This is a genomic window from Labrenzia sp. PHM005 (assembly GCF_006517275.1).
Lineage (GTDB): Bacteria > Pseudomonadota > Alphaproteobacteria > Rhizobiales > Stappiaceae > Roseibium.
Window position 1 is genome coordinate 4,516,871 of sequence record NZ_CP041191.1, and the last position, 17,935, is coordinate 4,534,805.

17 protein-coding genes are annotated in these 17,935 nt (G+C 55.2%); 7 read left to right on the plus strand and 10 right to left on the minus strand.

Translation table 11 applies throughout. The features are described 5' to 3' along the window. Nucleotides 1–29: 29 nt before the first annotated feature. Nucleotides 30–737 (plus strand): HAD family hydrolase, encoded by a 708-nt coding sequence (locus FJ695_RS20400; RefSeq protein ID WP_141187149.1) that lies wholly within the window; start codon nt 30–32, stop codon nt 735–737. A 268-nt stretch (nt 738–1,005) separates the two neighbouring features. On the opposite strand, the gene FJ695_RS20405 is transcribed toward FJ695_RS20400, so the two are convergent. The 4 genes from FJ695_RS20405 to FJ695_RS20420 form a co-directional block, all read right to left on the minus strand. Further along, the gene (locus FJ695_RS20405; RefSeq protein WP_141187150.1) at nt 1,006–1,401 is read right to left on the minus strand and encodes a rhodanese-like domain-containing protein; all 396 of its coding nucleotides are present in this window, start codon (nt 1,399–1,401) and stop codon (nt 1,006–1,008) included. 8 nt (nt 1,402–1,409) lie between these two features. After that, complete coding sequence (locus tag FJ695_RS20410; protein ID WP_141187151.1) at nt 1,410–2,120, minus strand: bifunctional 2-polyprenyl-6-hydroxyphenol methylase/3-demethylubiquinol 3-O-methyltransferase UbiG; 711 nt, start codon at nt 2,118–2,120, stop codon at nt 1,410–1,412. After that, nucleotides 2,117–2,569 carry a DNA polymerase III subunit chi gene (locus FJ695_RS20415; protein ID WP_141187152.1) on the minus strand — a complete coding sequence of 151 codons (453 nt, stop codon included), beginning with the start codon at nt 2,567–2,569 and terminating at the stop codon, nt 2,117–2,119. The genes FJ695_RS20410 and FJ695_RS20415 overlap by 4 nt, the downstream gene beginning before the upstream one ends. Before the next feature lie 468 nt (nt 2,570–3,037). Beyond that, nucleotides 3,038–4,537 carry a leucyl aminopeptidase gene (locus tag FJ695_RS20420; RefSeq protein WP_141187153.1) on the minus strand — a complete coding sequence of 500 codons (1,500 nt, stop codon included), beginning with the start codon at nt 4,535–4,537 and terminating at the stop codon, nt 3,038–3,040. A 235-nt stretch (nt 4,538–4,772) separates the two neighbouring features. Here FJ695_RS20420 and lptF point away from each other — a divergent pair, with 235 nt between their 5' ends. From lptF to rsmA, 6 genes are all read left to right on the plus strand, one after another. Further along, nucleotides 4,773–5,960 carry an LPS export ABC transporter permease LptF gene (gene lptF / locus FJ695_RS20425; protein WP_141187154.1) on the plus strand — a complete coding sequence of 396 codons (1,188 nt, stop codon included), beginning with the start codon at nt 4,773–4,775 and terminating at the stop codon, nt 5,958–5,960. Beyond that, nucleotides 5,957–7,051 (plus strand): LPS export ABC transporter permease LptG, encoded by a 1,095-nt coding sequence (gene lptG / locus FJ695_RS20430; protein WP_141187155.1) that lies wholly within the window; start codon nt 5,957–5,959, stop codon nt 7,049–7,051. Before lptF ends, lptG begins: the two co-directional genes overlap by 4 nt. 59 nt (nt 7,052–7,110) lie before the next feature. Beyond that, entirely contained in the window at nt 7,111–9,435 is a 2,325-nt protein-coding gene (locus FJ695_RS20435) for an LPS-assembly protein LptD (RefSeq protein WP_209010747.1), read from the plus strand. 162 nt (nt 9,436–9,597) lie between these two features. After that, nucleotides 9,598–10,518 carry a SurA N-terminal domain-containing protein gene (locus FJ695_RS20440; RefSeq protein WP_209010748.1) on the plus strand — a complete coding sequence of 307 codons (921 nt, stop codon included), beginning with the start codon at nt 9,598–9,600 and terminating at the stop codon, nt 10,516–10,518. Nucleotides 10,519–10,524: 6 nt separating this feature from the next. After that, nucleotides 10,525–11,556, plus strand: coding sequence for a 4-hydroxythreonine-4-phosphate dehydrogenase PdxA (gene pdxA, locus FJ695_RS20445; RefSeq protein WP_141187158.1), 1,032 nt, complete (start codon nt 10,525–10,527; stop codon nt 11,554–11,556). A 4-nt stretch (nt 11,557–11,560) separates the two neighbouring features. After that, nucleotides 11,561–12,412 (plus strand): 16S rRNA (adenine(1518)-N(6)/adenine(1519)-N(6))-dimethyltransferase RsmA, encoded by an 852-nt coding sequence (gene rsmA / locus FJ695_RS20450; RefSeq protein ID WP_141187159.1) that lies wholly within the window; start codon nt 11,561–11,563, stop codon nt 12,410–12,412. Between the two features lie 52 nt (nt 12,413–12,464). Here rsmA and gmk read toward each other — a convergent pair whose 3' ends face one another. From gmk to fabG, 6 genes are all read right to left on the minus strand, one after another. Next, nucleotides 12,465–13,160 (minus strand): guanylate kinase, encoded by a 696-nt coding sequence (gene gmk, locus FJ695_RS20455; RefSeq protein WP_141187160.1) that lies wholly within the window; start codon nt 13,158–13,160, stop codon nt 12,465–12,467. 7 nt (nt 13,161–13,167) lie between these two features. Then, a complete protein-coding gene (locus FJ695_RS20460) occupies nt 13,168–14,061 on the minus strand; it encodes a YicC/YloC family endoribonuclease (RefSeq protein WP_141187161.1) in 894 nt (297 codons plus the stop codon). 76 nt (nt 14,062–14,137) lie between these two features. Continuing rightward, nucleotides 14,138–15,241, minus strand: coding sequence for an endolytic transglycosylase MltG (mltG, locus tag FJ695_RS20465; protein ID WP_141187162.1), 1,104 nt, complete (start codon nt 15,239–15,241; stop codon nt 14,138–14,140). A 113-nt stretch (nt 15,242–15,354) separates the two neighbouring features. Further along, nucleotides 15,355–16,620, minus strand: a complete 1,266-nt coding sequence (gene fabF, locus FJ695_RS20470; RefSeq protein WP_141187163.1) for a beta-ketoacyl-ACP synthase II — start codon at nt 16,618–16,620, stop codon at nt 15,355–15,357. Nucleotides 16,621–16,710: 90 nt separating this feature from the next. Next, on the minus strand, nt 16,711–16,944 hold the full coding sequence (locus tag FJ695_RS20475; protein WP_008194310.1) for an acyl carrier protein: 234 nt from the start codon (nt 16,942–16,944) through the stop codon (nt 16,711–16,713). A 243-nt stretch (nt 16,945–17,187) separates the two neighbouring features. Next, complete coding sequence (fabG, locus tag FJ695_RS20480) at nt 17,188–17,925, minus strand: 3-oxoacyl-[acyl-carrier-protein] reductase (RefSeq protein WP_141187164.1); 738 nt, start codon at nt 17,923–17,925, stop codon at nt 17,188–17,190. Nucleotides 17,926–17,935: the final 10 nt, after the last annotated feature.

Genomic DNA, 17,935 nt, shown 5'->3' on the forward strand with positions numbered 1-17,935 from the left:
GCGGTGTTTCAGGGCGATACGGGACGACTGTGACTACAAAGATCACCACACTTGGTTTTGATGCCGACGACACGCTTTGGCACAACGAGCATTTGTTCCGCCTGACCGAAGAGCGTTTTGCAGAGCTCTTGGCGGAGTACACGGATGCCGCGGGTCTGAAAGAGCATCTTTTGGAAGCGGAAAAACGCAACATTCTGCACTACGGCTACGGCATCAAGAGTTTTACCCTGTCGATGATCGAGACCGCCATTGAGGTGACCGACCGCCAGGTGCCAGCTGATGTTATTTCGCAAATCCTGGACGCAGGCCGGGAGATATTGGCTGAACCGGCAGCCCCCCTGCCCCACGTCATCGAGACGCTGAAAACGGTCAAACAAAATGACTATAAAATCGTCATGATCACCAAGGGCGATCTCTTTGATCAGGAACGCAAGGCCGTTGGTTCCGGACTGGACCGGTATTTCGATGCCATTGAGATTGTTTCGGAAAAGACGCCGGAAACTTACGAAACCCTGTTCCGCCGCCATGGGACAGGTGCCCAGGAAGCCATGATGATCGGCAATTCGTTGAAATCGGATGTTCTGCCGGCACTTGAAGCTGGGTCATACGGCACGCATGTGCCGTTCAGCCGGACCCGGGCGCTCGAAGAAGCGGACACGCCGAAAACCACGGACAGGTTTTTCCAGATCGATCACATCGGCCAAGTGCCGGACCTGTTGGCCGCGCTCGCTGCCTGAGGGACTGCGTTTTTTGAAAAGTCCGTGCCACATTCTCTGCGGTCATCCCCGATTCATTCGGGGATCCATTAGCTCATGTGCCCGTGGGAGCGAGTACAAACCCAGTGGCAACTCTTTATCCGGATAAAAAAATCGGTAGGCGCAGAGCTGTGGATTGGATCCCCGCATAAAACGGGGATGACCTCAGAAGGTTTTTGCCACCTCGTGCCCAACCTCATTCGCCGAGAGACCAAGTCTCCGGCGCGGAAGATAACAAGTTCGCTTTAGCTCAGTCGTCCTTTTCGATCGGACCGCCCTGTTTCACCCAGTCAGCAAACCCATCGGTGATGTGAGCGGCCTCAAACCCCATGGACTTAAGGGTCGCAACAGTCAGCGCAGAGCGCCAGCCGGCGGCACAGTGAAAGACGAACTTCTTGTCTTCGCCAAAAACCTCTTTGAAATAAGGGCTTTCCGGATCGATCCAGAATTCCGTCATGCCGCGTGGACAATGGAAACTGCCGGGAATATAGCCAGAGTGTTTGCGCTCGCGGATATCACGAAGGTCGACAAACTGAACCCTTGGGTCTTCCACCAATGCAATGGCGTCTTTGGCATCAATCTCCTCAATCTGAGACCGCGCTTGCGCCACCAGTTCTTTGGATGAGATTTTGAGTTTGGTCGCCATGCTGTTTTTTAAACCTCTTTGAAAAACTCCGCCCTGACATGCGGGATGACCCGGCCGGGGCGTTCGATGTCGTAAAATTCTTCGTGGATGAGTTTCAGGCCATAGTCCTCAAACCGACGCCATTCCGATGGCTTCATTGGCCAAGGCGGACCTTTGGCATCGCCGTCCTCATTCTGGCTGCGGTTGATCATCAGCAGCATGCCGCCTGGAGCCACCAGTCCGGAAATCACTTCAATCGCCTTCGCTCTGAGATCTCCATCCAGCGCTTGAATGGTGTAACACTCTTGGACCAGATCGAAGGCGCCTTGCCATTCGCCCGGAAGGTTGAAGAGATCCGCAGCGAGGTAGGAAACGGAGCTGTCCGGAAACCGTTTTTTGGCCCAGGTGATCGCGTCTTCCGACAGGTCAAAGGCCTCGGTCCTGTATCCGGCGGCGGCCAGGGCCTCGGCGTTGTCGCCAAGACCACAGCCGATATCGATGGCCCGTCTGCCCTCACCGGGATTCTTTGCCAGCCACTCGACAATGGCGTCTTTGGGCGCAAGGTCGGCCCAGGGAATGGCAGCGGGATCACCGCCCGCTTCCTTATAAACCGTGTGAAACCAGGCAAGCCGGTCGTCGGTGTTGCCGCCCTTGGCACCGGTCAGCTCATCGATGCGCTCACGTGCTGCGTCCCGGCGCGCCATGAACTCCCGATCTGAATGGACAGTCTCATTGCTCATGCCTTGCGCTCCCATCCACCAGCCTCGGTCTGTTGCCAATAGGCAATTTGAAACCCGTCCGCCTTGGCTTCTTTCCAGCGGACCCGCGCTTCTTCGACTGCGTTCTGGTCGTTGCCGTCGAACATATAGATCGCCCGCTTGTAATCATTGAGCGCTGGCGGTGCGGCCCGGTCGACCAGAAACCGGACATCGGCCGCATTCGGATTGTCTTTTTCATTGGTCAGATAGATCGGCTGCTGTTCGGCGTATCCATCTGCCTTGGTGCCATGCGGCAGAAAACTGTCATCCCGATAAGTCCACAGATGCGCGTCCAGCGCATTGCAGCGCTCTTGGCTCCCGGTCTGCACGACCACTTTCCAATCCCGGTCCAGGCATTTTTGCAACAATTCCGGCAAGGCGAGCTCCAGCGGCTTGTGCAGGAGATGGTAAAAGACAACTTCAACAGTCATTTGGTTTCAACGGTCATTTGCTTCAAGGTTTTGAGATGCAGGCCCAGCCTCAAGATCTATCATTGCGGGTTTGCTATAGTGATGCAGCACGGCCACAGGGCAGTGAACAAATTCACCTTGGGGAAAACCAGCCGTGGACACCATAGCCGACTCGTTGCATTAACCTTCCGAAAATATCGACCCCTTACTCTTTCGATCCGGGGACGATCATTGTTGATCATGCGTTGCGGCTGGGGAGCGGCTTCCCGACCTGGCCAACTTGGGGATTTTGTATGCTTGCACGAGTATTTGTGTTTTGCGCTTTGGTGGCAGGTGTTGCCGGCGCCACCATCGGCATGGGTTTTCTGGTTGAACCGGCGACCGCCTGTCAGGCCTATAAGACCTGCTAAAAGCTTCCGGACTTACTGTTCATTTGAAAAACCCGCCGTTTTGGCGGGTTTTTCTTTGCCGAATTGTCCCGGCCAAACATCACTTCTCGTAATGGTCGGCCACCAGCTGATTAAGCAGCCGGACGCCATAACCAGAGGCCCAGCTCTGACAGATGTCGTCCTTCGGCGCACCAAAGGCGGTACCGGCGATATCCAGATGCGCCCACGGCACATCGTTGGCAAAACGTTGCAGGAACTGGGCGGCTGTGATGGATCCCGCCCACCGGCCGCCGGTGTTTTTCACATCCGCATTCGGTGTGTCGATGATCTTGTCGTAGTCCTTGGAAAGCGGCAGGCGCCATAGCGGCTCGCCGCTGGCCTTGGCTGACGCCAGCAATTTATCCGCCAGATCATCGTTGTTGGAGAAGAGCCCGGCGTTCAGATTACCGAGAGCCACTAACACAGCACCGGTGAGTGTTGCCAAGTCGATCATGATCGACGGCTTGTATTTGTCTTGCGTGTACCACATGGCATCGGCCAGAACGAGCCGGCCTTCAGCATCGGTATTCAGGATTTCGATGGTTGTTCCGGACATGGCCGTCACGATGTCACCCGGGCGTTGCGCATTGCCGTCCGGCATGTTTTCAACAAGGCCAATGACGCCAATCACATTGGCCTTGGCTTTGCGGGCGGCAATTGCGTGCATGGCGCCAGTAACAGCCGCTGCCCCGCCCATATCGCCTTTCATTTCTTCCATGCCGCCGGCCGGCTTGATCGAAATACCGCCTGTATCGAACACAACACCTTTGCCGACGAGAGCAACAGGCGCGTCCGCCTTCTTGCCGCCGTTCCAACGCATGACAACCAGGCGCGGCGGGCGCACGGAGCCTTGAGCAACCCCAAGAAGCGCGGCCATTTTCAGCTTCTTCATTTCCTTTTCGCCGAGGATCTCCACCTCAACACCAAGCTTTTCCAGCGCGGACGCCTTGGCGGCAAATTCGACCGGGCCAAGGACATTGGCCGGTTCGTTCACAAGATTCCGGGCAAGGATGACACCGTCGGCAATGGCGTCCGCAGTGTTCCAAGCCTTCCGCGCTGTTTTCGGATCGGCCACCTGAAGGGTCAGTTTTAGGCTCTTCTTCGCCTCATCGCCCTCTTTCTTGGTTTTATAAGCGTCAAACTCATACGCCCGGAGTTTCGCGCCCATGGCAAATTCGGCAGCCTCTTCGGCGCCCAATTCGACACCTTCCGGCGCATCGAGCAGAACGGTTGCCGTTTCGGTTTTTGTTTTCTTCAAGCTGGCGTAAACCGCGCCACCAAAGTTGCGCCAATCGTCGCGTGTCAGCTCGCCCGGCACGCCAATTCCGAAGACGATCAGCCGGTCGAGGTCGAGGCCGGAAGGTGCGACAAGGTCGAGGCTTGTTTTTGCCTTTCCAGAAAACCCACCGATTTCAGATACCCGTGCCAAACCGCCTGTCAGGCCTGAAACAAGACCCGTTGTGATTTCACCGGTGCCGAGCCCTTGTGCTGCCAGCCCTACAACCACACCTTTGGCCGGTGTCCCGATCTTTGCAAAAGAGATCTTGTTCAGTCGTGTCATGTTTTGTCCTTGATGTTGTTGTTCTTGCGGGAACCCGCAGGCCAGTCAGAGTTGAGGTGGCAGAAAAGGAGTGTTGCAGATTGCCTAAATCATGGCGTTCTAAAGCGTTTTCGGCAAGATCTTCAGCAAATTAATGTATATTAACCATCTTCTTTCATGGGCCGTTCACCACATTCCATGTTATTCAATATGAAGAGAATTTTATGAGATTTGTAAGGAGTTTCCCGCAGCTGCCATGAACACGCTGGAACGCTACATCATCCGGCGGACGGCCTATGCGTTCACCCTCACCCTCGCGGCTATGACCGGCGTGGTCTGGGCGACGCAGGCGCTTCGGCAATTGGACCTTGTGACCTCCAAGGGGCAAACGATCGTCCAGTTTATCGGAATCACCATGCTTGCGCTGCCGTTCTTAATTGTGACGGTGGCGCCGTTCGCTCTGATGATCGGTTTGATCCTGGTCCTCAACGCCTTGTCCGGCGACAGTGAGCTGATTGTGATCGATGCCAGTGGCGGCTCCAGATTTTTGGTGCTCAAGCCGGTCATGATCTTCGCAACCATCATCATGCTGATTGTGGCCAGTTTTTCTCTTTATGTGGCACCGGCCGGCTTGGCTCAGCTCCGGACAGAAATCACAAGGGTACGCGCAGACCTGGTGGCGAACATTGTCAAACCGGGCAAGTTCATCAATGTCGAAGAGGGTTTGACATTCCATATCCGCAACCGGTCCGGCAACGGCACGCTTGACGGACTATTGATGCACGATACGCGCGATACCGACACCGCCTTCACCTATCAGGCCGACAGCGGCAACATCGTGGAGGCGGCGGGACGGACACTGCTGGTTATGCAAAACGGCACAATTCAGAGACGCCCGAAACAACAGGGCGACATCTCTATTGTCCGGTTCCAGTCCTATGCCTTCGACTTGTCCAACCTCATTCCGGAAGCCGGTGAACCGGTTTACAAGGCAAGCGAACGTAGTACGAAAACACTGTTCCAGCCGCCCGGGAATGACTTCTATTCGCTGCGCTATCCAGAACGTTTGCGTGCCGAAGTGCATGAACGCTTCAGCTTACCGCTCTACTGCCTGTCCTTTGCGCTGATCGTCTTTGCGTTCCTCGGCATCGCCCGGACGACACGCCAAGGCCGTGGCGTTGCAATTGTCGGTGCCATTCTCGGCTGTGTTCTTTTACGAACGACCGGTTTTGGCGTCACCGCGATTTCAAATGACAGCCTTGCCTTATACACCATGCGCTACGTGGTCCCGGTTGTGGGCGGAGGGCTGGCTCTGATGTCTATCCTGCGCGGGCACCAAGGCAAACAATCACAGAGCCTGCAGCGCCTGCAGTTGAAAATCGGAGATTGGATCGAAGCGATTTCGAACCGCCTGAACAAGAACCGCGCCGGGAGCACCACATGATCCTCGGGCGCACACTTTCCCTTTATTTCTCCGGCCGGTTCCTTAAGGCAATTTTGGGCCTCTTTCTTTTTGCGGCCGTGCTGCTGTTCCTGTTCGACGTTCTTGAACTCGTGCGCCGTGGCAGTGACCGGGAAGGCTTCACTGTGATGCGGGTGGCCTATATCTCCCTCCTCCGGGTGCCGCTGCTTTTAGAACAGGTGATCCCCTTCACTGTTCTTTTTGGCGCAATCGCTGCTTTTGTCACGCTTAGCCGCGCACTGGAACTTGTTGTAACCCGGGCTGCCGGTATTTCCGCCTGGCAGTTTTCAACACCGGCGGTCGCTGTCGGCCTGGTTCTCGGGATTTTTTCGATCACGGTCTACAATCCTGCTGCCGTCTATCTTCAGGAAAAATCGGAAGAAGCCGCGGCTGGCCTGTTCGGCGCAGACCAGACGTTCCTGTTGCAAAGTTCTGGCGAAGTCTGGGTCCGGCAAGATGGCCTTGATGGCGAATCTGTTCTGCGGGCCGAACAGCTTTTAGACCAGGGAACCCGCCTTTTGTCTGTCACCGTTTTCACTTTTGACGAAGACGGCACTTTCCGGGAGCGGATTGAGGCACAACAAGCCCGGCTCGGCGACAAGACCTGGCATCTGGATGATGCAATCGTTTATACGACTGAAGATGATCCACAGACTTACAGCCTCTATCAAATCAGCACTTTTTTGACTGCGACAGAAGTTCGCGAAAGCATCGGCTCACCCGAATCGATCTCGTTCTGGAACCTGCCGCGGTTTATCGAATTGGCCAGAAATGCCGGATTACCGGCGTATCGGTATAATCTTCAATACCAATCCTTGCTCGCTCGACCACTTTTATTAATCGCAATGATTCTGATCGCAGCGGCGGTTTCCCTTAAAGTTTCACGCTTTGGAGGGCTTGGACGTATGATTCTGGGTGGAATCCTGTCCGGGTTCGTGCTTTACGTTCTAACCGAACTGGCGAAAGATTTCGGAGGAGCGGGTATTGTGCCTCCGTTGGTAGCTGCGTGGGCGCCAGGAATATTTGGAGTACTCATGGGTTTGACAATTCTCTTGCATCAGGAAGACGGCTAAAGCTCATGACTTTTCCGTATTTTCTGAAGACAGAGACTTGGGCCAGACGAGCCTGTTTGTTGGCAGCAGTAAGCACGCTTACTGTGACCGCTGGGCTATTGACGCATGCTCCTAGTGTTTCCGCGCAAGACTCCGCGAACTTCCTATCCGGACAAACGGTTTCAGAAGACGCCGAGCTTCTCTTGGAAGCCAATGACCTGACCTATGATTTCGACCGTGACATCATCACAGCGCGCGGTGATGTGCAGGTGTACTACGACGGCAACACCGTTCAAGCCGCCGAAATTATTTTCAACCGGGCGAGTCAGCAGCTCTTTGCCAAGGGCAACGTTATCTTCCTGGACACCGAAGGAAATGTCCTTCGGACCGAAGAATTGCAAATGTCCGAGGACTTCGCGGAAGCCTTCGCGCGGTCCTTGCAAATTGATATGCCGAACCGGACCCGGTTCATTGCTGAGCAAGCGCGGCGCAAAGACGGCAATGTGACGACCATCGAAAATGGCGTCTACACGGTCTATACAAATCCGTCTCGGCCTGCCGGAAAAGCACCGCTGTGGCGCATCCGGTCCAAGACGATTGTTCATGACAAGCAGGAAAAGGTAATCCGCTTCGAGCACGCTTCGCTTGAATTGTTCGGAAAACCGATAATCTACGCGCCCTACTTATCGATGCCCGATCCGACCGTGAAACGGCATTCCGGTTTCTTGATCCCGAATTGGGTTATTGCAGACAAATTGGGTTTTGGTGTCAATGTTCCCTACTATTGGGCTCTGAGCCCGCACCGGGATTTGACAACGACCTTTACGCCGCTGACGAAGCAGGGCCTCTTCGCGGACTTCGAGTTCCGGCAACGGTTCCAGAAGGGAAAATTTACACTAGCAGCCGGCGGGATTTATCAGCTCGATCCGGATCAGTTTAATACCCAAAGGGCCGACAGCGACACCCGCGGAGCGTTCCGGACTACCGGTGAATTCAACGTCAGCGGCGCATGGAACCTTGGCTGGGACGTAACCTACAAAAGTGACCGGGCGTTTTTTGAAGACTATTCGTTTACGAGCTGGGGCGGAAATGAGACCTCCCGCGTGTATTTCGAAGGGCTCACTGAACGAAACGGGCTGAGTGTGAATGCATACGCCTTCCAAATCGCCCAGGCGGATTACATCTCAAGCAATTTCAATGCAAACGGCTTCTCGCCTGTCGGAAGCTCCTTGCAGAGTAAGCAGCCGTTCGTTCTCCCGGTCGCTGATTATGATTTTGTCTTCGCAGATCCGGTTTTAGACGGCGAATTGGCCCTGACCGCGAATTTCACATCCCTGACGCGTGAAGAGACTGACGCGTTTTCGATTGACGGCGGCACGACGGCCAGATTCCGGGGCGTTGACGGCACTTTCTCCCGTTTTTCAATGGATGGGACATGGCGGCGGACATTCATAGATCCGCTTGGACAGAGCTTCACGCCGTTTGCCTATATGAAAGGCGATCTGTTTTTCCTGGCATCCCCGGATTCAGACGTCACGGCGCTCGCCAACGAAAGCTTCGTCGGACGGGCAATGCCTGCGGTCGGTCTGGAATACAGCTATCCCATTATTGCGTCCTTTGATGGCGGCAATCAGATTTTTGAACCGATTGCGCAGATTATAGCGCGCCCGAATGAACAGCGGATCGGTGAACTTCCGAACGATGATGCGCAAAGTATCGTTTTCGATACAACGACGCTGTTTGATACCGACAAGTTTTCCGGCTTTGACCGGGCCGAAGGCGGCACACGCCTGAACGTTGGTTTGAACTACAAACTGCAACTGGACAGCGGCCATTACCTGACCGGACTGTTCGGCAGATCGTATCATTTGGCTGGGAACAACTCTTACAAGATACCGGACATCTTGGGTGCGACTCAGGATTCTGGTCTTGAAACGGATTTGTCCGACTACGTCGGCAGCCTTTATCTGGATACAAAATACGGCATCAAGCTCGGTACCCAGGCGCGCTTCGACAAAGATGATTTTTCGGTCAACCGTCTGCAAGCGCAGGCAAGTGCGATCTACGGGCCTCTGGTATCCTCTGTCGCCTACGCATTCCTTGATGCCCAGCCGAATGTCGGCATTGTCGACCGTCGAGAAGAGCTCTTAGGATCGGCCAGCCTGCGCCTGCAAGACAATTGGCGCGTGTTCGGCTCCATGCGGTATGACCTTCAGAACAGCAACATCGTGCAAGATGGCATTGGTGTCGGTTACGACGATGAAGGCTTTTCGCTCTCTATGTCCTATTCTGAAGACCGCAGCCGGAATGATGGCGACACCACCAACAAAGTTCTGTTCTTCCGGGTTGGCCTGAGAACGCTTGGCAACACGCAGTTCCAGAGCAATTCTATGAATTCCAATTAGGGATCGCTGCGGTAGCAATCGAGATCGTATTTGCGTGCCACTTTACCGCCCTAAACGGGCGCATATATTGCGCAATCATCCAGTTTGGCATTTCAATATGCCAAGCTCTTTGTTATCCGGTAGAATACCCGCATCAATCTGGCCAGCACTTACGAGAATTCCATGCGCAACCGCTTCGTCATCTTGTCAGCACTTTTGGCTCTCTTATTGGCTGCGCCGATCGCACCAACGGCTGAAGCTGCGATCAAGGTCATCGTAAACGACGTCCCAATCACGGACTATGACATCACGCAGCGGGCCAGGCTGATCACCCTGACACAGCGTAAAAAAGCGTCAGTGGCGCGCCGGGAAGCGCTGCAGGAACTGGTCGACGATCAGGTCAAACTGTCCGAGGCGAAGCGGATGGGTGTCAGCGTTAGCGATCAGGAAGTCAACAACGCCTATGGCAATATTGCGCGCAATGTCAAAATGAACCCGTCGCAACTGACAAGAGCCCTTGGCCAGGGCGGTGTGAAGGCTGACACGCTGAAAGCACGTTTGAAAGCTCAGCTCGCCTGGAGCAAATTGGTTCGGCGGCGTTTCAGCGGCGGTGTTGATGTCGATGAGTCGGACATTATCGCGGCCCTCCGCAAGACCGACGAGGAAGACCGCAAGACGTCGGTTGAATATGACCTGAAACGCGTGATTGTCGTCGTACCGAAGAAATCATCCAACAGCTTCAAGGCAAAACGCAAACGCGAAATCAACCAGATCCGCAAGGCACTTTCAAGCTGCGAGGAGATGGGGACAGTCTTAGGCCAATACAGCGAAGTGGTTGTTCAGCCAATCGGTCGGCGGCTTGAGACAGAAATCCCAGCGAACTTAATTGAACAAGTTAAAACCCTAGGAATTGGCAAACTCACCAAACCAAGTCCGACACCTGTCGGGTTTGAGATGATCGCTATCTGCGGCATGCGTGAGATTGCTTCGGACATCGCCATGCGAACCAAACTGGAAAATGAGCTGCGTGCGAAGGAGGGCGAAAGCCAGGCCCGCCGCTTATTGATGGATGCCAAACGGCGCTCGACGATCATTTACCGTTGATGTCCAATGGCCAAACTTGAGAAACCAGTTGCTATCACGCTCGGAGAGCCAGCCGGGATCGGGCCGGATCTTACTCTGCAAGCCTGGTATAATCGCAAGAAACTCGGTCTCCCCCCCTTCTATATCCGCGGCGACACAAGCCTGATTAGCCAACGTGCTGAAAAGCTTGAAATGAATGTCACGTTGGAGAGCTGCACACCAGAAGACGCTGCCGCGTGTTTTTCCCACGCTCTGCCTGTCGTTCAAACAGGTCCGGCACTCTCAGACACTCCGGGAGTTGAAAACCCAGAAACGGCGGCATCGGTGCTGGCCTCTATTGAACATTGCGTCGAAGACGTCCTGCAGGATAGGGCTATCGCTGTTGTGACCAACCCGATCAACAAGGCGGCTCTCTATAAGGCCGGGTTCACCCATCCCGGTCATACGGAATTTTTGGGCCAGCTTGCTCAAAAACATTGGCCTGACCTACCCTCCAAACCGGTAATGATGATAGCCGGGCCTGACCTTATGGTCGTCCCAGTGACAATTCATATTCCTTTTCGCGAAGTTCCACTGGCCCTAACGGAAGATCTCATCGTTGAGACTGCGCAAATCGTGGCTTCGGATCTGAATACTAGGTTCGGATTTTCTGCGCCTAGGCTTGCGCTCTGTGGTCTCAATCCACATGCTGGTGAAAACGGTGCGATGGGAACGGAAGACCTGGATGTTATCCAACCCGCTGTTGAACGGCTCAAGGCGGCGGGAATCCATGCTTCTGGCCCGCACCCCGCAGATACGCTGTTTCATCCTGACGCTAGATTGAAATACGATTGCGCACTCGGCATGTATCATGATCAGGTATTGATCCCGGCCAAGACAATCGGTTTTGACGACAGCGTGAATGTAACGCTTGGCCTGCCCTTCATCCGCACCTCTCCAGATCATGGCACTGCTTACACTCTGGCAGGAACCGGCATGGCTCGGATTGACAGTTTCTCTGCTTCAATCCGCATGGCCCATGCGCTGGCGCACCCTGAAAACTTTCGGATCCGGGCCTAACTAAATGGCACAAATCGACGACCTGCCTCCCCTGCGCGAGGTGATTGCCACGCATGGCCTCAACGCCAAAAAGTCTCTTGGCCAGAATTTTCTGCTGGATCTCAATCTGACATCCCGGATCGCGCGCTCTGCGGGCAGCCTGGACGATGTAACCGTCTTGGAAATCGGGCCGGGACCCGGCGGTCTCACGCGGGCGCTTCTGGCAGCTGGCGCAAAAAAAGTTGTTGCGATCGAAAAGGACAGCCGCTGTCTTCCGGCCTTGGCAGAGATTTCAGACCACTATCCAGGGCGCCTTGAAGTGATCGAGGGGGATGCGCTGGACATCGATCCGGTGGCGCTTACAGGCGGCGGTAAAGTCCGGATCGCCGCAAACCTTCCTTATAATGTCGGCACCCAACTGCTGATCAACTGGATCACCACGCCTGAGTGGCCGCCGTTTTGGTCGTCGCTCACCTTGATGTTTCAAAAGGAAGTCGGCGAACGTATCGCCGCGACACCTGGGTCCAAAAACTACGGCAGGCTTGGTGTGCTCGCCGGCTGGCGCTGTAAGGGCGGTATCTTGTTTGACATCAGCCCCAAAGCGTTTACACCGCCGCCAAAGGTGACCTCCGCTGTAGTCCACCTGACACCAAACATGTCGCCCCTACCCTGCGATCTTAACAGCCTTGAGAAGCTGACAGCAGCAGCGTTTGGGCAACGGCGGAAGATGCTGCGCGCCAGCTTGAAAGCACTGTCTCCAGATGCTGAAATGCTGATTGAAGACGCCGGATTGAAGCCAACAGCGCGCGCAGAAGAAATCGATATTGCCGGGTTTGTTGATTTAGCGAATACCTTCAAGGCATCCGGCGCCCTCTAAGCCAGGCCGCTCACAAATCCCGGCACACAAAACAAAGCGCGGCGTTTTCGCGTCAGCCCTTGGGAGCCAGCTCGTTTTCCAGATCACCGACCATGCCTTGGATCAATCCGCCGATCTTGGGCGAACGGGATTGCTTGAGCCGTTCAGCTCTTAAAATGGCGCGGACATTGTCATAGGCCCGTTCCAGATCGTCGTTGACGACAACATAGTCGTATTCAGACCAATGGCGCATTTCACCGACTGCGGTTTTCATACGTTTCGCGATGACTTCATCGGCATCTTCGGCGCGGCGGTGCAGCCGGGATTTCATTTCAGCGATGGATGGCGGCAAGATGAAAACGGACACCACATCCGCGCGCATCTTCTCATACAGCTGAAAGGTACCCTGAATGTCGATGTCGAAGAGGATATCCCGTCCACTCTCAATCGCATTTTCCACCGGGCCACGTGGCGTGGCGTAGTAGTTTCCGTGAACCTCGGCCCATTCCAGGAGCTCATCGTGTTCACGCATCTGTTCAAAACGCCCAGGCTCCAGGAAGTGATAATGGACGCCATCCACTTCGCTCGACCGGCGCGGCCGGGTCGTCACGGAAATAGAAAGCTCCAGATTATCTTCTTTTTCCAGAAGCAGTCGGGCAATGGTCGACTTGCCCGCCCCGGACGGCGATGACAGCACAAGCATCAAGCCTCGGCGCTGCTGCTCGGCTTCATCTGCGCTTACCGTTGTTCCAACCGCTGCGTCCGTCATGACCGCTTCACTCCAGGTTTTGTATCTGCTCGCGCATTTGATCGATGACGGCTTTCAAGTCCAGCCCGATTGCCGTTAGATCCACATCATTGGACTTGGAGCATAGGGTATTGGCTTCCCGGTTAAATTCTTGTGCAAGAAAATCAAGCCGCCGGCCGATGGCTCCGCCAGTATCCAAAAGCTCGCGCACCGCACTGACATGTGCGTGCAGCCGATCCAGCTCTTCACGGATGTCGGCCTTCGTTGCCAGGAACACAGCTTCCTGATGCAGCCGCTGAGGATCGAGCTGCGCATCAGTGGCATCCAAAAGCTCAGACACCATCTTTTTCAAGCGTTCTTTGATCGCTTCCGGCTGGCGGGCAGGAAGGTCCTCGGCAGATTGAGTCAGATTCGCAATCGTATCGACTTGCTGATGAACCACCTTGCCGATCGCAGCACCTTCCGTGTGGCGCATGTCGACCAAATCGATCAGAGCAACGTCCAAAGTGGTCAGCAACGCATTGTGAAGCGCTTGCTGGACGGCCTCGTCTTCGTCCTGCTCTTTCAGTTCAAAGACGCCCTTTTGCGCCAGAATGCCGTCCAATGTCGGCGGCGCCACGTTGGGGATGCGGGCCTCTAGGAGTTTGATCGCAGAGAGCACAGACTCAAGTGCTGCTTCATTGACCTGTAGCTGATTTTCCGCCTGATCGCGCTGCATGGCAAGACCAATCGAAACATTGCCTCGACGCAGAACCTTGCTGCAGCGTTCGCGGATTTTGGGTTCCAGCGTCTCAAGACCTGTTGGGATCCGGATCCTTAAGTCGAGCGACTTGCCGTTGACCGATCGTAACTCCCACGTCCACCGGACGGCGCCAGACTCGCCAAGTGCGCGTGCAAAACCTGTCATGCTGGCAAGTGCCATGTGCCTCTCCGGGGTTGGAACCGGTTTGTCCGCCCGTTACCGACCGGAGCCCTATCAAGTCACCCGACAGATCAGATCAGTTCTGCTCCGACTGACGGCGTTCCCGTTCGATCTTGCGCCATTTGCGGACATTAGCTTGATGCTGCTCATAGGTTTCCGCAAAAATATGTCCACCCGTTCCATCTGCCACAAAGAACAAGTCCTTGGTCCGGGATGGATTGGCCACCGCTTCCATGGCAGCACGGCCTGGATTGCCAATCGGTCCTGGCGGCAGGCCATCAATCTGGTAGGTGTTGTATTTGTTTTCAGCCTTCAATTCAGACTGTTTGATCGCGGAGCGGTCCTTCAGCCAGGCTTCTCCGCCATAAAGGCCATAAAGAATGGTAGGATCGGACTGCAGACGCATCTTCTTGTTCAGGCGATTGACGAAAACGCCGGCAACCCGCGGCCGTTCATCGGCAAGCGCGGTTTCCTTCTCGACAATCGAAGCCAACACGACCAGCTCCTCTGGCGAGGAAACCGGAAGATCGTCAATGCGGCGCTCCCAAATCTCTCCCAGGAGTTTTTCCTGAGCTACTTTCATCTGCTCAAGAACTTCTTGCCGGGACGTCCCACGAGCAAATGAATAAGTCTCCGGCAGCAACGCGCCTTCTTGTGGGATATCTGTGATTTCACCAACCAAGATCGGATGTGCCCGGACCCGCTCCAGGATTTGTGCCGTCGTCCACCCTTCTGGGATGGTTACTGAATGCGTGACCGCTTTACCGTCCACCAAGTCCGCCATGACGTCTTTCATTGAGACGCCGGGCGCAAATGCATATTCGCCGGCTTTGAGTTTTGTGGCGTTTTTATAAAACCGGGTGCCGAGCTGGAAGACCCACTCATCCAGCATTGTATCTTCGATGACACCTTTTGCAGCCAGCCGGTCAGTAATGCCGGTCAATCCGGAACCGGAAGAGATCACAATTGTGGTGTCTTCCTTGAGTGGTCCAGCTTGTTCGAACTTATGTTTGCCGAAATACAGCGCACCACCGACTGCCGCCAATCCGAAGACTGCCAGTGTGATGACCATATTGATCAGGATAACAATTGGGTTGCGTACATGCCGGGAGCGCTGCGGGGGCGCTGGCGCTTGCTCCGGTTGAAGCGCTTCGCGCGGACTTTTCGGCTTAATGCCCATGGTCTATCGCACCTCCTGACAAGAACGCTGCGGCTCAGTCAACTTGCATACACGTTTATCAAAACCGGGCCAAACCGGAGAATCGGTTCAGAGCCCGGTATAAAGTGAATGCGTTATGCGGCAACTTTGCGGAAGACCAATGAGGCATTTGTGCCGCCGAAACCGAAGGAGTTCGACAAGGCGACGTCAATGTTCATGGACTTTGCTTTATGCGGCACCAGATCAATCTCGGTTTCGACAGACGGATTGTCGAGGTTGATCGTTGGCGGTGCCATGCTGTCACGAATTGCCAAAACGGAGAAAATCGCTTCAACAGCGCCAGCTGCACCAAGCAGGTGGCCAATTGAAGACTTGGTCGAGGACATGGTCAGTTGGGACGCATTCTCGCCTGCAAGCCGTGTCACAGCCCCCAACTCGATCTCGTCGCCGAGCGGCGTAGAGGTACCATGCGCGTTGACGTAATCAACGTTGGCCGCAGTAATGCCGGCGCGGTTTAGCGCCGCTTCCATGCAACGGTAAGCGCCATCACCATCTTCGGACGGTGCCGTGATGTGATACGCATCGCCGGACATGCCGTAGCCGATCACCTCCGCATAGATTTTCGCACCGCGTTTCACCGCGTGCTCATATTCTTCCAGAATGACAACACCGGCGCCCTCGCCCATGACGAAGCCATCACGGTCTTTATCATATGGCCGGGAGCCTTTTTCAGGCGCATCATTGAAACCGGTCGAGAGTGCCCGGCACGCAGCAAAGCCTGCAAGCGCCAAACGGCCGACCGGGGATTCCGTACCACCGGCAACCATCACATCAGCATCACCAAAGGCGATCAGACGCGAGGCATCCCCGATAGCGTGTGCACCGGTGGAGCAAGCCGTCACCACTGCGTGGTTCGGGCCTTTCAGGCCATGACGGATAGAGACATAACCACCCGCCAGGTTGATCAGACGGCCCGGAATAAAGAACGGGCTAACCCGGCGAGGGCCCTTGTCGGCCAGAAGATGCGCACCTTTTTCGATGCCCTGAAGACCACCGATTCCGGAGCCAATCAGAACGCCGGAGCGGATCTGCTGTTCGTAGGTTTCAGCCTTGAAGCCGGAATCGGCAATCGCCTGGTCGGCAGCCGCCATCGCATAGACGATGAAATCATCGACCTTGCGCTGTTCCTTGACGTCCATCCAGTCATCCGGATTGAACGCGCCTTCTTCGGCCGGATCGCGCGGGATTTGACAAGCAATCTGGCAGGCCAGATCGTCCACTTTGAAGTTTGTGACCTGATTGGCCCCGCTCTTCCCTTCCAGGATTTTCTTCCAAGTGACATCGGCACTACCGCCCAGCGGCGTCACCATGCCCAATCCTGTTACGACTACTCGCCTCATACACCCGCACTTACGTTAGAAGGGCCGGGCGGGATGATTTACCCCGCCGGCCCGATCTTCAAATAAAGCTCAAGTTAAGGGAAACTGCCCTTACTTGTTAGCTTCCAGGAACTTAACAGCATCGCCAACGGTCAGGATGGTTTCAGCTGCAGTGTCCGGGATTTCAACGCCGAATTCTTCTTCAAATGCCATGACCAGCTCAACGGTGTCGAGGCTGTCTGCGCCCAGATCGTCAATGAAGCTCGCGCCTTCAACAACCTTCTCTGCATCAACGCCGAGGTGCTCGACAACGATTTTCTTTACTCGATCCGCGATATCGCTCATCTTTTACTTCCTTGGTTTTCGTCTGTTCATCCTGCGGCACGATCCCAAACCGATTAGCTTCCAACCGTCGGCTCGCGCGCGCTGTCTTCAAGATGTCTCGGCACAGTCAGGTCAGGAACGGACCGGGCTGCGCAATTCGTAACAATCGGCGGGGTGGTAACACACTTTCTTGACCATTACCAGCCGGACCTAACCGCTTCTTTGCGGTCGGGATTATTTTTGCCAACTCGGCAAATCGTCCTTTTAAATCATTGCCATACCGCCATTGACGTGCAGCGTTTGTCCCGTGACATACGCCGCTTCGCCGCTGGCAAGGTAAGTTACTGCAGATGCAATCTCATTCGCAGTGCCCAAACGGCCTGCCGGCACGCTGGTCAAAATCGATTCTTTCTGCTTGTCATTGAGGGCATCGGTCATTGCGGTTTCAATGAAACCCGGCGCGATGCAGTTCACCGTGATGTTGCGGCTGGCAACTTCGCGGGCCAAAGATTTGTACATGCCGATCATCCCGGATTTGGCAGCCGCATAGTTGACCTGCCCCGGATTACCGGTGACACCAACAACGGACGTGATGCCGATGATGCGGCCATTGCGGCGCTTCATCATGCCCTTGATCGCTGCACGGCACAGCAAGAAACCGGACGTCAAGTTGACTTCCAATACCTGATCCCACTCTTCATCCTTCATCCGCATGAAGATGTTGTCGCGGGTAATGCCTGCGTTGTTCACCAGGATATCGACGGAACCCATCTTCTCTTCGGCGGCCGGAAGAAGGCCCATCACCGCTTCGCGGTCAGACAGGTTGGCCGGAGTGACGAACGCGCGCTCCCCAAGATCTGCCGCAAGGGCCTCAAGCTTTTCCGCCCGAGTTCCGGACAGGGAGACAGTCGCGCCTTGAGCGTGCAGAGCCCGGGCGATGGATTCACCGATCCCGCCGGTCGCACCTGTCACAAGTGCATTTTTGCCTTCCAAGCTGAACATATGGCGTCCT

Bases quoted from the DNA above. Each gene is read 5' to 3' on its own strand.
- FJ695_RS20405 (WP_141187150.1), bottom strand. From the start codon at position 1,401: ATGGCGACCAAACTCAAAATCTCATCCAAAGAACTGGTGGCGCAAGCG.
- FJ695_RS20410 (WP_141187151.1), bottom strand. From the start codon at position 2,120: ATGAGCAATGAGACTGTCCATTCAGATCGGGAGTTCATGGCGCGCCGG.
- FJ695_RS20415 (WP_141187152.1), bottom strand. From the start codon at position 2,569: ATGACTGTTGAAGTTGTCTTTTACCATCTCCTGCACAAGCCGCTGGAG.
- FJ695_RS20420 (WP_141187153.1), bottom strand. From the start codon at position 4,537: ATGACACGACTGAACAAGATCTCTTTTGCAAAGATCGGGACACCGGCC.
- lptF (WP_141187154.1), top strand. From the start codon at position 4,773: ATGAACACGCTGGAACGCTACATCATCCGGCGGACGGCCTATGCGTTC.
- lptG (WP_141187155.1), top strand. From the start codon at position 5,957: ATGATCCTCGGGCGCACACTTTCCCTTTATTTCTCCGGCCGGTTCCTT.
- FJ695_RS20440 (WP_209010748.1), top strand. From the start codon at position 9,598: ATGCGCAACCGCTTCGTCATCTTGTCAGCACTTTTGGCTCTCTTATTG.
- pdxA (WP_141187158.1), top strand. From the start codon at position 10,525: ATGGCCAAACTTGAGAAACCAGTTGCTATCACGCTCGGAGAGCCAGCC.
- rsmA (WP_141187159.1), top strand. From the start codon at position 11,561: ATGGCACAAATCGACGACCTGCCTCCCCTGCGCGAGGTGATTGCCACG.
- gmk (WP_141187160.1), bottom strand. From the start codon at position 13,160: ATGACGGACGCAGCGGTTGGAACAACGGTAAGCGCAGATGAAGCCGAG.
- FJ695_RS20460 (WP_141187161.1), bottom strand. From the start codon at position 14,061: ATGGCACTTGCCAGCATGACAGGTTTTGCACGCGCACTTGGCGAGTCT.
- mltG (WP_141187162.1), bottom strand. From the start codon at position 15,241: ATGGGCATTAAGCCGAAAAGTCCGCGCGAAGCGCTTCAACCGGAGCAA.
- fabF (WP_141187163.1), bottom strand. From the start codon at position 16,620: ATGAGGCGAGTAGTCGTAACAGGATTGGGCATGGTGACGCCGCTGGGC.
- FJ695_RS20475 (WP_008194310.1), bottom strand. From the start codon at position 16,944: ATGAGCGATATCGCGGATCGAGTAAAGAAAATCGTTGTCGAGCACCTC.
- fabG (WP_141187164.1), bottom strand. From the start codon at position 17,925: ATGTTCAGCTTGGAAGGCAAAAATGCACTTGTGACAGGTGCGACCGGC.